Source organism: Psychrobacter sp. H8-1 (assembly GCF_904846575.1).
Lineage (GTDB): Bacteria > Pseudomonadota > Gammaproteobacteria > Pseudomonadales > Moraxellaceae > Psychrobacter > Psychrobacter fulvigenes.
This window is the reverse complement of sequence record NZ_CAJHBG010000001.1, coordinates 1,654,532-1,668,514: the sequence shown is the minus strand read 5'-3', so window position 1 is coordinate 1,668,514 and position 13,983 is coordinate 1,654,532. Positions and strand designations below refer to the sequence as shown.

General features: G+C 46.4%; 10 protein-coding genes. 9 read left to right on the top strand and 1 reads right to left on the bottom strand.

What is annotated here, in order from left to right; genetic code table 11:
- Positions 1 to 80 precede the first annotated feature (80 nt).
- Positions 81 to 782, top strand: coding sequence for a YoaK family protein (locus tag JMY01_RS06750; RefSeq protein WP_201574848.1), 702 nt, complete (start codon positions 81 to 83; stop codon positions 780 to 782).
- A gap of 58 nt (positions 783 to 840) precedes the next feature.
- On the opposite strand, the gene JMY01_RS06745 is transcribed toward JMY01_RS06750, so the two are convergent.
- Positions 841 to 1,002, bottom strand: coding sequence for a hypothetical protein (locus tag JMY01_RS06745; RefSeq protein WP_201574847.1), 162 nt, complete (start codon positions 1,000 to 1,002; stop codon positions 841 to 843).
- A 423-nt stretch (positions 1,003 to 1,425) separates the two neighbouring features.
- On the opposite strand from JMY01_RS06745, the gene JMY01_RS06740 reads away from it, so the two are divergent.
- The 8 genes from JMY01_RS06740 to JMY01_RS06705 all read left to right on the top strand — a co-directional run bounded on the left by JMY01_RS06740 (position 1,426) and on the right by JMY01_RS06705 (position 13,824).
- A complete protein-coding gene (locus JMY01_RS06740) occupies positions 1,426 to 2,847 on the top strand; it encodes a DASS family sodium-coupled anion symporter (RefSeq protein ID WP_201574846.1) in 1,422 nt (473 codons plus the stop codon).
- 216 nt (positions 2,848 to 3,063) lie between these two features.
- A complete protein-coding gene (locus JMY01_RS06735) occupies positions 3,064 to 4,263 on the top strand; it encodes an MFS transporter (protein WP_201574845.1) in 1,200 nt (399 codons plus the stop codon).
- Positions 4,264 to 4,519: 256 nt separating this feature from the next.
- Positions 4,520 to 6,190: a fatty acid--CoA ligase gene (locus JMY01_RS06730; RefSeq protein ID WP_201574844.1), complete on the top strand. Its 1,671-nt coding sequence runs from the start codon at positions 4,520 to 4,522 to the stop codon at positions 6,188 to 6,190.
- Between the two features lie 235 nt (positions 6,191 to 6,425).
- Positions 6,426 to 8,456 carry a propionate--CoA ligase gene (locus tag JMY01_RS06725; protein ID WP_201574843.1) on the top strand — a complete coding sequence of 677 codons (2,031 nt, stop codon included), beginning with the start codon at positions 6,426 to 6,428 and terminating at the stop codon, positions 8,454 to 8,456.
- Between the two features lie 231 nt (positions 8,457 to 8,687).
- Positions 8,688 to 10,172: a CoA-acylating methylmalonate-semialdehyde dehydrogenase gene (locus tag JMY01_RS06720; RefSeq protein ID WP_201574842.1), complete on the top strand. Its 1,485-nt coding sequence runs from the start codon at positions 8,688 to 8,690 to the stop codon at positions 10,170 to 10,172.
- A gap of 174 nt (positions 10,173 to 10,346) precedes the next feature.
- Complete coding sequence (locus JMY01_RS06715) at positions 10,347 to 11,507, top strand: acyl-CoA dehydrogenase family protein (RefSeq protein WP_201574841.1); 1,161 nt, start codon at positions 10,347 to 10,349, stop codon at positions 11,505 to 11,507.
- Between the two features lie 214 nt (positions 11,508 to 11,721).
- Positions 11,722 to 12,504, top strand: coding sequence for an enoyl-CoA hydratase (locus JMY01_RS06710; protein ID WP_201574840.1), 783 nt, complete (start codon positions 11,722 to 11,724; stop codon positions 12,502 to 12,504).
- A 66-nt stretch (positions 12,505 to 12,570) separates the two neighbouring features.
- Positions 12,571 to 13,824, top strand: coding sequence for an enoyl-CoA hydratase/isomerase family protein (locus JMY01_RS06705; protein WP_201574839.1), 1,254 nt, complete (start codon positions 12,571 to 12,573; stop codon positions 13,822 to 13,824).
- Positions 13,825 to 13,983 lie beyond the last annotated feature (159 nt).

Sequence of the window (13,983 nt, the reverse complement as noted above, 5' to 3'; positions counted from 1 at the left end):
GAAGACAGCCAAAAGGCTGTCTTTTTTGGTTATACTTATGGCTTTTTTTGATCATGAGCTTTTAGGCTTAGGCGGCGAATATGATAACCAGACTTCCAAGGTGGATATTTTGGGGCGGGGCGGTGTTGGCATTCAGCGCGGGCTGTGTCAACACCGCTGCTTTGATGGGTTTTACCAGACTGTCTGTCTCACATGTCACTGGAAACGTCAGTTTGTTTGCTGCTGCCCTTGCGTACCTTGACATCAGCAGTATACTTTTTATTGGCGCCGCATTATTATCATTTTTGGCAGGAGCGATACTCAGTGGGTTTGTGATTGGACAGACTTCGCTAAAGTTAGGCAGGCGTTATGGAAGTGCGCTATATATCGAAGCCGCGCTGCTGCTGATTAGTTATTTGCTCTACCAACAACATGATTACTTGGGGCAATTGGCCGCTGCGATGGCTTGCGGATTACAAAACGCCATGGTTGCGACCTATAGTGGCGCGGTCATTCGTACTACGCACTTAACAGGGCTGACCTCAGATATGGGGGCTGCAATTGGCAACTGGCTAGCAGGACGTTCAATCAGTAAGCCTACGCTTGGCTTTCAAGCCATTATTTGGTACTGCTTTTGTGGCGGCGGCGTCGTGGGGGCATTTTTATATGCCAGAGTAGGCTATGGTGCTTTTCTTTTGCCTATCGCGATTGTGCTCCTTGCTGCGTTTATATATAACTATGCCTCAGACCATTTACCTGAAATCAGGCAGCCAGACTCAAAAAAACGCTCATCAAGCCGATAAGCGTTTTTGCATTCTTTTATAAAATAGGTTTTATGAGGACAAACAGATAAATAAAGACTTATTTATCTTCATCCTCACTATGATCTTCATGCTCGTGTAGACCTTGCATCATATCAAGCGCACAGTCATCCGTACGCTGCTGATCTTCTTTGGCAAGGTCATCTTGGTTAATATCTTTCGGTGCCAACTTAGTGGTTGAATCAACTTTATTGCGTGGCATAAAACACTCCTGTTTATAGTTATCAGATTACTATCATCAGTTGTTAAATTAATTGGCGGCTAACACTGATTTAATGACCTATTCAGTATGTAATATTGATTATTATTTGTACAGGGTTAGACTGAGCGAGTTTAGTGACTGTGTGTAAATGCGGTGTACACATGGTGTACACATGGTGTAACTTAGACAGTATCGATGCATTTAAGTATCATCGAGTGTTTTTTCGACCTGCAGTGCTGTTTGTCATAGAGTAAATAGGCTCTGTATTTGTTTTATAATGGATCGACTATAGCGATAGCGTATCAGTAGAAAACAGTTGCTGTTTTGTGAGCGCATTTTTAAATTTTAATACTTTTTAATACTAGGGTGTATTGAATATTGGTACATACGTCCTGTTCTAGGGTGCTGTAATAAGGACATTTTATGTCAAAGCAAAAATTAGATAGTCATCTTCCTACAGATGGCAACGAGTATTTATTTACCGATACTTTCCCAAAGGGTACGGGTAAAGGGCTAGTCGTCGTCGCAATCGCTGCGATTATCAGTATGGTTATCTACAACGTATTACCATTCGATGTTAATGCCAATAAAGGCCTAGCAATGCTGTTTTTTATCGGCGCATTGTGGCTAACTGAGGCTGTACACGTCACCATTACCGCGATTTTGGTTGTCGTCGTGGGGGCGCTGATAGGCATTCCAGATTTCGATGCCAAGATTGGTTTACAGAGCTTTGCCAGTCCGACTATCTATCTGTTCTTCGGTGGTTTTGCGCTAGCAGCCGCTTTGCACGTGCAGCAATTGGATAGAAAGATTGCCTTAAAGATTCTGTCAATGTCAGGTGGCAAGCTTGGTACGGCGGTATTTTTGATCTTCGGTGTCACTGCGTTTTTATCCATGTGGATATCGAATACCGCCACTGCCGCGATGATGTTGCCCTTGGCTCTTGGTATCTTAACGCAAGTCGATCGTGAAAAAGATCGCGGTACTTTTGTGTTTGTATTACTGGGTATTGCCTACTCAGCAAGTTTGGGCGGCTTGGGTACCATTGTTGGTTCACCGCCCAATGCGATTGCAGCAAAAGCGCTGGATATCGCCTTTGTCGATTGGATGAAGTTTGGTGTGCCAATGATGCTGGTACTCTTACCAGTCCTATTGGGTGCGATGTACTTTGTATTAAAACCCAAACTTAATCGTCAAGTGACCATCTCTGACGAAGCGCCTATTCCTTGGAACAAGCCACGTGTGGTCACCATTATTGTCTTTATAATCACGGCGCTGAGCTGGATATTTTCCAAAAAGATTGGCGCCGCACTTGATATCACTGATACGGATGCCATCATCGCACTGTCTGCCGCAGCCGCTGTGGTCAGTCTAGGGCTGGTATCATGGAAGGAGGTGTCGGACAACACTGACTGGGGTGTGCTCATGCTATTCGGTGGTGGTATAGCCCTATCGACAGTGTTAAAAGTATCAGGTGCCTCTTTGATACTTGGTGAGACGGTCGCCAATGCGTTATCTGTCGCACCGCTTATCGTGGTGATGATTGCGATATCTGCATTTATTATCTTTTTGACTGAGTTTGCCTCCAATACGGCTTCTGCGGCACTGTTAGTACCAGTATTTGCCGCTATCGCTGAGCAAATGGGACTGCCTCACGAAGTCTTGGTATTGGTCATTGGTATTGGTGCCTCTTGTGCCTTTATGCTTCCTGTTGCCACGCCACCAAACGCGATTGTATTTGGTACTGGCTTGATCAAGCAATCAGAAATGGTACGTACTGGAGTGATATTGAATATCATTGCGACATTTGTGGTTGGGTTATGGGCGTATTTCTTCTTAATCTAGTCAACAAATAGCCTGCAAAAAACCGATGTCTGACTCATAATGCAGACATCGGTTTTTTTAATCCTTCTATTTTTTAAAAAGTAAGCTATGCTCTTAGCCATTGAATTAATAAAATAAAAATACCTCTCATAAATCAAATACCTTTCTTATGAATCTAATCCATAGCACCTACAGAACAACTCATACAATAGTGCTTAGCCAAATGGTGCGTCAGTAATGTCATTACCCATACCTACTTCTCAAAGTCAGTCGCCCTCTTGGGTTTTAAAGCTCACCATTGGTTTAATCGGCATGTTTGCTTTTTTGCAGGTCTATGCCATTCAAGCACTACTACCTGTACTGATGATAGATTTTTCTGCAACCGAGGTGCAGGCAGGGATGGTCGTAGGCGCTACGGTAATGGCGATTGCAATCATGTCGCCATTTTTGGGCATGCTTTCTGATGCTATTGGTCGCAAGTCTTTCATTGTAGGTGCGTTATTGTTTTTAGCGATACCCACAGCGCTGATTGCTCAAAGTCCGACCATAGGTTGGCTTGGGTTATGGCGCTTTATGCAGGGGCTGTCTGTGCCTGGTATTACGGTGGTGACCATCGCTTACATAGGTGAAGAGTTTGAGGGACGAGCCGTGGCAGAGCTGATGTCGTTTTATGTCTCAGGCTCGGTATTTGGCGGTTTTATGGGACGTTTTTTGCTCGGTCATTTGCATGAGTTTATCGGTTGGCGTCATGGGTATTATGTGATGGCAGCCATGACGCTGATAGGTGCGTTATGGGTAGGTAAGATGCTGCCGTCATCGCGCTGCTTTGAAGCCAATCCAAACTTTCGCTCAGCGATACAGACACTTGGCGAGCATCTGACCAATCGCTATGTGGTGACCGCCTGCTTGTTGGGCGGCTGTGTGTTGTTTTCGCTAGTAGGCTGCTTTACGTTTATTAATTTGCATCTTGCCGAGACTCCATACGAGCTGAGCACTGGGCAATTGGCGAATATTTTTGCAGTCTATCTCATTGGTGTGATTATTACGCCTTTAACGACATCATTGCTGCGTAAGTTTGGGGCGGCACGGATCGTGCGAGTCGCTGTTCTAATTTCAACGATAGGGGTTCTTTTGACACTGGTCACGCCGCTTTGGGGGGTGATTGCTGGTCTCATTATCATGTCATCGGGCGTTTTTATTACGCAATCAGCGACCATCAGTTATATTGCGGTCAATGTCAAAAAGGGACGCTCATTGGCATCTGGGCTGTATTACATGGCTTATTATGCAGGCGGCACTATGGGGGCGTGGATTTGCGGGATTGCTTATGCGCGCGGAGAGTGGCAGCTCACGGTTTGGTTGTTATTGTTCGTACAGATATTGGCGCTACTGGTTGCAAGCTTTGGCATGGTAAAAAGAAAAATGCAACCTGCCTAATAGGTGAGCTCGAAGCAGCCTTTGATAAGTTAAGCATGGACTAACACCCACTGATAAAGAGTAGAAGTATTATTTGTAGACACTGAGTTCAGCTTGACTTACGAGAGTATGCTTTACAGGGTATTGGTTTTTTCTTACTATCAATAAACACTATGGATTGTGTGTTTGCGTGCCACTACTAATGACTATTATTAAGTGGAAGCAAATGCTTATGTCATGCCTGTGTTCTTTTCAATGACCCACAAGGAAGTAAAAAATGTCCGATATCTATAAAAGTGCGCCATCAGCTTATGAGTTTCCGCTGCTTATTAAACAACTATTAAACCGTGCCAAGACGGTGTCCTTAGAGCAAGAAATTATATATGCCGATAAAAAACGCTTAACTTACAAAGATCTGTTTGCGCGTATCAATCGCTTGGCGAACGTCTTAGCTGATCTAAACTTGGCAGCGGGGGATGTCGTAGCAGTGATGGATTGGGATAGCCATCGTTATCTTGAGTCTTACTTTGCCGTGCCTATGTCACAGTACGTCTTGCAGACAGTCAATATTAGACTGTCACCCGAGAAGGTGCTGTACACCATTAATCATGCCAAACCCAAAGTATTAATGCTGAACTCTGAGTTTGCCGCCTTGGTAAAAGACTATCAGTTTGAGAACTCGAGTATTGAGCATATCATTTGGCTTGATGACAATGATATTACGGTTGAAGGCGTGTTTGGAGACAATCAAGGCCGCGTCATCGGTGAGTATGAAGCGCTTTTAGAAGCTGCTGACAGCACTTTTGACTTCCCTGACTTTGATGAAAACACCATTGCCACGACTTTTTATACCTCAGGTACGACAGGTGATCCAAAAGGGGTGTACTTTAGCCATCGTCAGTTGGTATTACATACCCTCACAGAAGCGGCGTCGCTTGGTATGTTGCCAAACAAACAAGGTGTCAGCTACGGTGATGTCTATATGCCGATGACGCCGATGTTCCACGTGCATGCATGGGGCTTTCCATTTACTGCCACCATGATTGGCCTTAAGCAAGTATATCCTGGGCGCTATGCACCTGATACTTTGCTAGATTTAATCTTGAACGAAAAGGTAAGTATTACCCACTGTGTGCCTACGATATTGCAAATGGTACTCAAAGAGGCGCAAGATCGAGATGCCAACTTTAATGGTCTAAAAATGATCATAGGAGGCTCAAGATTGACAGAAGGCTTGGCTAAGAGTGCGCTGGCACAAGGTATCGAAGTCTATACGGGTTACGGTATGTCAGAGACGGCGCCCTTGATTAGCTTGACTGACTTTAGCCTTGATGAGCCTGAGATGTCTGAGGAAGAAGACATCACTCGCCGCTATATGACGGGTAAGCCAGTACTCATGGTCGATGCGCAAGTCTGGGATACTGACAATAACTCGGTGGGTCTCGGTAAAGAAAACACTGGCGAGTTGGTACTAAGAGCGCCTTGGCTCACCCAAAGCTACTTCAAAAATGACGATGCAGGTACTGAGCTGTGGGAAAATGGCTATATGCACACCCAAGACATCGCCTATATGCGCCCCGATGGCTACATCAAAATCACCGATCGTCTCAAAGACGTGATTAAATCTGGTGGTGAGTGGATTTCATCGTTAGAGATAGAAACGATATTGTCCTTACATCCATCAGTAGATGACGTATCAGTGATAGGCATACGTGATAAGCAGTGGGGTGAGCGCCCATTAGCGTTGGTAGTACTTAAGCCTGGCAAAGAAGATACCACTGCTGATGACATCATCGCCATTGCAGAGCAAGCTGTCAGCAAAGGTATCATTCCCAAATACGGTGTGCCCAGTGACTTTAAGTTCGTAGATGAGTTGCCGAAAACCTCAGTCGGTAAACACGATAAAAAGGTAATGCGTGAGATGTACGCCAATCAGACGGGCGTCTAATTACTCAACACGCCTAAGCGCATAGCAGTTTATGCGCTTAACAGTTGACCTTTATCGATAGCTCTGCTACATTTTAAACCGATATACATTAAATCGATACATTGTGTATCGGTTTTCTGTTTTAGTTATTGATAGTAGGCATGGATAGCCTATGCTTCGTTACGATACCACTCGTAAGAAATGACCTTATTTTATGGTGTTGCACCATATTTCGTTTACGCTAAGGATAGCCACTATGAGCGAACAACCCACTAATAAAGCTTCTCAATCCCTATCAGACTCTCAGCATTCCCCATCCTTTGCTGATATTTATCAATCCTCTATTGATAATCGTGAGCAATTCTGGGCCGAGCAAGCCCAGCGCATCTATTGGCATAAAGAGCCTGAGCAAATCCTTGACGACAGCAACTTGCCTTTTGCCAGATGGTTCGTCGGCGGTGAGACCAACGTCTGTTATAACTGCGTTGATCGTCACTTGCTCGACCGTGCTGAGCAGGATGCTTTTATTTGGCTATCGTCCGAGATTAACCAAGAGTTGATTGAGACCTTTCCTGCAGTCGTTGATGCTTTTAGTGATTTGGGCAATACTGTCGAGTTTTATACCGACTATACCAAGCGCCGTCTGACTTACAATGACCTTTATAAAGAGGTCAACTACTTTGCAGATGTCTTGCAGCGTCATGGGGTCGGCAAAGGTGATCGAGTCATTATCTATATGCCGATGATTTTGGAAGCGGCTTATGCCATGCTGGCCTGTACCCGTATTGGCGCGATACACTCAGTGGTTTTTGGCGGATTTGCCGCGCACAATCTGGCCATTCGGATGGATGATGCTGAGGCAAAAATGCTCATCACCGTTGATGCAGGCTTACGTGGTGGTAAAATTATCAATTATAAAAACCTAATCAATCAAGGCGTTGAGCAAGCCAATCATAAACCAGAGCATGTCTTGGTCGTCAACCGTGGTATCTTGCCTTTTGAGTCACAGCCGATAGATGTCGATTATGCCACTGAGCGCCGTATCAGCTGTGACGCCAACGCTATCGTAGATCCTGTCTGGCTTGAGTCTAACGAACCTTCGTATTTGCTTTATACCTCGGGCACCACTGGCACCCCAAAAGGCGTGCAGCGCGATACGGGCGGTCATGCGGTGGCGCTTACGACGTCTATAGACTATATCCATGATGGCAAAGCAGGCGAGACGTTTTGGACCATATCCGATGTGGGCTGGGCGGCAGGGCATTCCTATACTATTTATGCACCGCTGCTGGCGGGTATGACCAGTATCATGTATGAAGGCCTCCCGCATCGTCCCAATCCAGGTATTTGGTGGCGAATCGTTGAGGCCAATAAAGTAAACATATTGTTCACCGCACCAACTGGCGTGCGCATGCTCAAAAAGCAAGACGAGACGTGGATGACCCGCTATGATGTCTCAAGTCTCAAGTCCTTCTTTTTGGCTGGCGAGCCGCTTGATGAGTCGACTGCCAGCTGGCTGACTGAGCATTTGGGTGTACCCATCTTAGATCACTATTGGCAAACAGAGTCAGGCTGGCCTATCTTAAGTCATACGCCAAAATTCAATCACAAACCGCACAAGCAAGGCTCTCCTGGTTATCCAATGTATGGCTATGATGCACACGTCATTAACGAAGAGACTGGCGAGCCTTGCGCCGCTGGGGAAAAGGGGCTGCTTGCTATTACTGCGCCGTTGCCACCAGGTTGTCTGACCACCGTATGGCGTAATGATGAGCGTTTTATCAGTAGTTATTTTGACTTATTTGATGGCAAGCAATACTCTACCTCAGATTATGCGGTCGTTGATGAGGAGGGCTACTTCCATATCTTGGGTCGTACTGATGATGTGATTAATGTGGCAGGGCATAGGATAGGCACACAAGAGATTGAGGAGGCGATTAGCACACATCCTGAGATCATAGAATGTGCGGTGGTTGGTATTGCAGATGAGCTAAAAGGCGAATTGCCCATTGCCTTTTGTGTGCTCAAAGATCATGAACAAGTCGCAACCACCGAAAACCGCTTTCGTCTTGAGCAGCAAATCATCGGAGCTGTGGTCAAGTCGCTTGGGGGTATCGCCCGTCCAGCAGCGGTTTATTTCCCGCAAGCGCTACCAAAGACGCGCTCAGGTAAAATCCTACGCCGCTCTATTCGCGCGTTAGCAGAAGATAAGCCAACGGGTGATATGTCAACGCTTGATAATCCACCTGCTATTGATGCGGTTAAACAGTCTATGAAGGATTATTAATGGATTCTTAATACTATGATCTATGAAAGCTCATGAGTCGTCATGGGCTTTTTTATTAAAATGCAATAAAGCACTTGACCCTAAATTCGATTTGTTGTTATAGTCAATAACGATACGAAATAAATCATTTTAAATAAAGTTTAATTAGCAGACGTATTTGGTTTTTAAGCTCTTTTATCAATATTAAGACGTCATATAATGGCAGTCTCGCAAACAAGATAAGGATATCTTATGCATCACGTTCAGCAGCTCATCAATGGCCAATTTGTGGAATCTAACACCAAAGAATGGATTGATATCACCGATCCTGCCACGCAAGAAGTCATCGCCAAGGTGCCACAAACCACCGACGATGAAATCAATCAAGCCGTCGCCGCTGCCCACGCCGCCTTTCAAACGTGGCGCAAGACGCCAATCACCACGCGTGCACGTATCTTTTTAAAATATCAAGCCTTGATCCGTGAGCACATGGATGAGCTCGCAGAAATCCTAACCGCTGAGCAAGGCAAAACCATTGCCGATGCTAGAGGTGATGTATTCCGTGGTTTGGAAGTGGTCGAGCATGCAGCAGGCATTGCCAATCTACAGATTGGTGACTTTGTCGAAAACGTCGCCTCAGGCGTTGATACTTATAGCATATGGCAGCCACTTGGCGTTTGTGCAGGCATTACACCCTTTAACTTCCCAGCGATGATTCCGCTATGGATGTTCCCAATGGCAATTGCCACGGGTAATACTTTTATCTTAAAGCCTTCTGAGCAAGACCCAATGGTCACCATGCGTTTGGTCGAGCTAGCAGTGGAAGCGGGCGTACCTGAAGGTGTGCTAAACGTCGTACATGGCGGCAAGGCGACGGTTGATGCCATTTGTGATCACCCAGATATCAAAGCGGTTTCGTTTGTTGGTTCTACCGCTGTTGGGAAGCATGTCTACGAGCGCGCGAGCAAATCTGGCAAACGTGCCCAGTGCATGATGGGGGCTAAAAACCATGCCGTGATACTACCTGATGCCAATAAAGAGCAAACGCTGAATCAATTGGCGGGCGCAGCCTTTGGTGCTGCAGGTCAGCGCTGTATGGCACTGTCCGTGGTGGTATTGGTTGGCGCAGCAGGGGAATGGGTTGACGATATCAAAGCCAAAGCAGAAGGCCTAGTGGTATCAGCAGGTAAGCATGATAAAGACTTAGGTCCACTGATTTCTCCTGCCGCAAAAGCCCGTGTTGAGCATTTAATCGGTACGGGTGTCGAAGAAGGAGCAAGCTTGGTGCTCGATGGTCGCGGTATCACTGTCGAAGGCTATGAGCAAGGTAACTTCGTAGGACCTACTATATTTGATAATGTCACTGCCGATATGCATATTTATCAGCAAGAAATCTTTGGCCCAGTGCTTTGCATCATGCGTGCAGCCGACCTTGATGAAGCGATTGAGCTACTGAATGCCAACCCACATGGTAATGGTACGGCTATCTTTACTCAGTCAGGGGCAGCCGCACACAAATTCCAACAGGATGTGCAGGTCGGTCAAATCGGTATTAACCTGCCGATTCCCGTGCCGTTACCGATGTTCTCATTCTCAGGCTCGCGTGCCAGTAAGCTTGGTGATCTTGGCCCTTATGGTAAGCAGGCAGTACAGTTTTACACGCAAACCAAGACGGTTACCGCCCGTTGGTTTGATGATGAAGCGAGTCGTGGGGTCAATACCACTATTTCAATTTAATCGTTCATTCACTATGTTGGTGGTATAGGGTCAATGTTACTTAGTATATTATTTACTAGTAATGCACGATTTTATGATTATCGTTATGCCGCTACTATAGTAAACTTATGAAATTAAACTGAAACTTATAAAGATTTTCCACCATATTTGCTACGCATGCACAAGGATGACCTTATGGATTTTTCATTGACCGAAGACCAAATCGCCTTTCGCCAAACCGCCAGACAGTTTGCTGTAAAGGAGCTTAAGCCAAACGCTGCTGAATGGGATCGCACCTCACATTTTCCAGTTGATGTCATCAAAAAATCAGGCGAGCTGGGTTTCTTAGGGCTGTATACCAACCCAGACTATGATGGCTTAGGGCTACCGCGCTTAGACTCTGCCATGGTGTTTGAGGAGCTGGCATGGGGTGATACGGCCGTTGCTGCCTATATGAGCATTCATAATATGGCGGGCTGGATGATCGGTGAGTATGGCAGCGACGCTTTGTGCAAAAAGTATTTGCCTAATATGGTCAGCGGTGAGTGGCTTGGCAGCTACTGCTTAACTGAGCCCAATGCTGGTTCTGATGCGGCTTCATTACGCACCAAAGCCGACAAACAAGGCGACTATTATGTGCTCAATGGAGAGAAAACCTTTATCTCAGGCGCAGGCTCGACCGATGTGTTGGTAGTCATGGCACGTACAGGCGATGCAGGGGCAAAAGGTGTATCAGCATTTGTGGTAGATGCTGATAGCGCTGGTATTGAATATGGCAAAAACGAGCATAAAATGGGCTGGAAAGCACAGCCAACGCGCACCATCAGCTTTAAAGATGTCAAAGTGCCAGCAGAAAATTTAATCGGTGAGGAAGGTCAAGGTTTTCGTATCGCCATGAAAGGCTTGGATGGCGGCCGTATCAATATCGGTATCTGTGCGGTAGGTACCGCGCAGTCAGCGCTAGAGACCGCAACCAATTACGTGCAAGAGCGTAGCCAGTTTGGTAGTCCGATTGCCAGCTTGCAGTCAGTACAATTTAAACTTGCTGATATGCTCACCCAGACCATTACCGCGCGGCAAATGCTCTATCTAGCCGCCAATAAAGTCGATAACAACGATTCGCAAGCCTCTACCTACTGCGCGATGGCAAAGCGTCTCTCCACTGATCTTTGTTTCGATGTCGCCAATGAGGCCTTGCAGCTGCATGGTGGTTATGGCTATCTAAGTGAATACCCACTTGAGCGCCACGTGCGTGATCTGCGTGTGCATCAAATACTAGAAGGTACCAATGAAATCATGCGCGTAATTGTCTCGCGTCAGCTCATGCAAGATGATGCATTGAGCCAGTTGCGCTAGATACTATGTCAGCTTTTACCTGACTCTGAACTTATTATGAACTATCGTAGGCTGTGGCTTTAGCCCAGCATTTTGCTTCTGTAAAGTTTCCAAGCTGGGCTAAAGCCACAGCCTACACCGATAATTTTAGAATAGTTGAGAGTGGAGTAACTTTTATAACTTATTATCGCTATCACTAAATCATAGCAAATTCAGATAAAATAAAGGATTATTTATGACGGATTATACCAACCTGAAACTCTCGATTGACGGTCATACCGCCACCGTGACACTCAATAACCCACCCGCGCATACTTGGACAATGGAGAGTTTGCCAGCGCTCAAGCAGCTCGTTAATGACTTGAATGCCAATGATGATGTCTATGCGTTGATCATTCATGGTGACGGCGAGAAGTTCTTTTCAGCTGGTGCTGATCTAAACAACTTCTCCGACGGTGACAAAGGCCGAGCGATCAGCATGGCCATTGCTTTTGGTGAAGCGTTTGAAGCCTTGTCAGCTTATCGCGGTGTCAGTATCGCGGTCATCAACGGCTATGCCATGGGCGGCGGGCTTGAGTGTGCGTTGGCCTGTGATATCCGTATCGCAGAAGACCATGCACAGATGGCGCTGCCAGAGACAGGCGTTGGGCTTTTACCTTGCGCAGGCGGTACGCAAAATCTACCTTTGCTCGTTGGTGAAGGCTGGGCGAAGCGCATGATATTGTGCGGTGAGCGCGTCGATGCCGATACCGCACTGCGTATTGGTTTGGTTGAGGAAGTCGTGGCGAAAGGCGAAGGGCTACAAGCAGCACAGAAGCTTGCGCAAAAAGTCGCTAAGCAATCACCCGTCGCTGTCAGCTACTCTAAAACACTTATTCAAGCTGCGAGAGATACCCCGCCTGCACAAAACCTTATTAATGAGCGCGAAGCCTTTGTGAAGCTATTTGATACCAAAGATCAGCGTGAAGGCGTGCAAGCATTCTTAGAAAAGCGCAAACCTAATTGGCAAAATAAATAGGCTGTAGGTAAGATGCTTTGGCTATAATGTTTACTTTACTCATTCTAAATTTTGTAGGTCTTTTTTATGACAGCAACGGATAATAATAATCAACAGTCCACAGAAAACACCGAGCAACAAGCGCCAGTATTGTTCAATACCGAGCCAACAGATTGTGGGCATCTGCTTGGGATAATGACGTTAAATATGCCAAAATCTCTCAATGCGCTCAGCGTTGAGATGTGTCAGCTGTTATCGCAGCAGCTAGATGAGTGGCAAAGTGATGAGCAGGTAGTGGCACTGGTACTAAAAGGTGCAGGCGATAAGGCATTTTGTGCTGGCGGCGATATCCGCAAGCTCTATGACAGCATGTCAGAGACGGCACCGATGCCGAACCCTTATGCCACAGAGTTTTTTGGTAATGAGTATAGTCTCTATCGGCAGATGCACTTTTACCCGAAGCCCATCATCCTTTGGGGCGATGGCATTATCATGGGTGGCGGTATGGGGCTGATGGCGGCTTGCAGTCATCGTTTAGTCACCGAGCGCACGCGCTTTGCCATGCCTGAGGTGACCATTGGATTATTCCCTGATGCCTCTGGCAGTTGGTTTTTGCAGCGTATGCCAGCCAAAACAGGCCTGTTCCTAGGTCTTACTGGTGCCATGTGTAATGGCAACGATGCCATACTCTCTAACCTTGCAGAGTATGCCGTCGCTAGCAGTGATTATGATGCCATCATACAAAGTTTAAAAAAGAGCGATTGGCAAGCAGCAGCGAACAGCCCAGACAAATGCCACAACAATAGCGCTCATAGTATCGTCAGCCGTGCACTGGCAGCGCAGCCTGTCGCTGAGCTACCTGCTAGCAAGTTAGCAACCTATTGGCATCCTATCGGACAGCTGATGAATAGCGGCGGCTTGGGCGATATTGATGAACTGCTACAGAGCGATGAGGCGTTAGCAAGCCTAGATGCAGACTTTGCAGCAGATAGCTGGACGCAGCGAGCGGTGGCAACTTACCGAGCAGGCTGTCCAGTGACGGTGGCTTTGACCTATGCGCTCTATCATAAAGTCACTGACTTATCGCTAGAGCAAGTCCTATATCTTGAAGCCAACGTCGCGGTACACTGTGCCGCCAATCCAGACTTTAAGGAAGGCGTCCGTGCATTACTGATTGACAAAGACCGCAATCCAAAGTGGTCACGTTCGTTGGCAGAGTGTCTCAGCGCAGAGGGGCAAGCGTACATCCATCAGCACTTTGTAAACCCTTATGCTAAGGGTGAGCATCCTTTGGGAGATTGGCTAGGGGATGAAGCCCTAGGCAGTCAGTGTGTACGCTGATTACTAGGATCTGTTGAACATTCAAATATTAGGGCTGCTGATATAGTCGATGCACTTTAAAAAGAACATAGCGCTACTGGGGTGAATTTTGCGCAGCCTCTGTGATAACAGCACGCAAGTAAAATTTATACCAGTAGCGCGCTTAAATTTATGTAACAG

Excerpts from the sequence above, each read along its gene's own strand:
- JMY01_RS06750 (WP_201574848.1), top strand. The coding sequence starts at position 81 with ATGATAACCAGACTTCCAAGGTGGATATTTTGGGGCGGGGCGGTGTTG.
- JMY01_RS06745 (WP_201574847.1), bottom strand. The coding sequence starts at position 1,002 with ATGCCACGCAATAAAGTTGATTCAACCACTAAGTTGGCACCGAAAGAT.
- JMY01_RS06740 (WP_201574846.1), top strand. The coding sequence starts at position 1,426 with ATGTCAAAGCAAAAATTAGATAGTCATCTTCCTACAGATGGCAACGAG.
- JMY01_RS06735 (WP_201574845.1), top strand. The coding sequence starts at position 3,064 with ATGTCATTACCCATACCTACTTCTCAAAGTCAGTCGCCCTCTTGGGTT.
- JMY01_RS06730 (WP_201574844.1), top strand. The coding sequence starts at position 4,520 with ATGTCCGATATCTATAAAAGTGCGCCATCAGCTTATGAGTTTCCGCTG.
- JMY01_RS06725 (WP_201574843.1), top strand. The coding sequence starts at position 6,426 with ATGAGCGAACAACCCACTAATAAAGCTTCTCAATCCCTATCAGACTCT.
- JMY01_RS06720 (WP_201574842.1), top strand. The coding sequence starts at position 8,688 with ATGCATCACGTTCAGCAGCTCATCAATGGCCAATTTGTGGAATCTAAC.
- JMY01_RS06715 (WP_201574841.1), top strand. The coding sequence starts at position 10,347 with ATGGATTTTTCATTGACCGAAGACCAAATCGCCTTTCGCCAAACCGCC.
- JMY01_RS06710 (WP_201574840.1), top strand. The coding sequence starts at position 11,722 with ATGACGGATTATACCAACCTGAAACTCTCGATTGACGGTCATACCGCC.
- JMY01_RS06705 (WP_201574839.1), top strand. The coding sequence starts at position 12,571 with ATGACAGCAACGGATAATAATAATCAACAGTCCACAGAAAACACCGAG.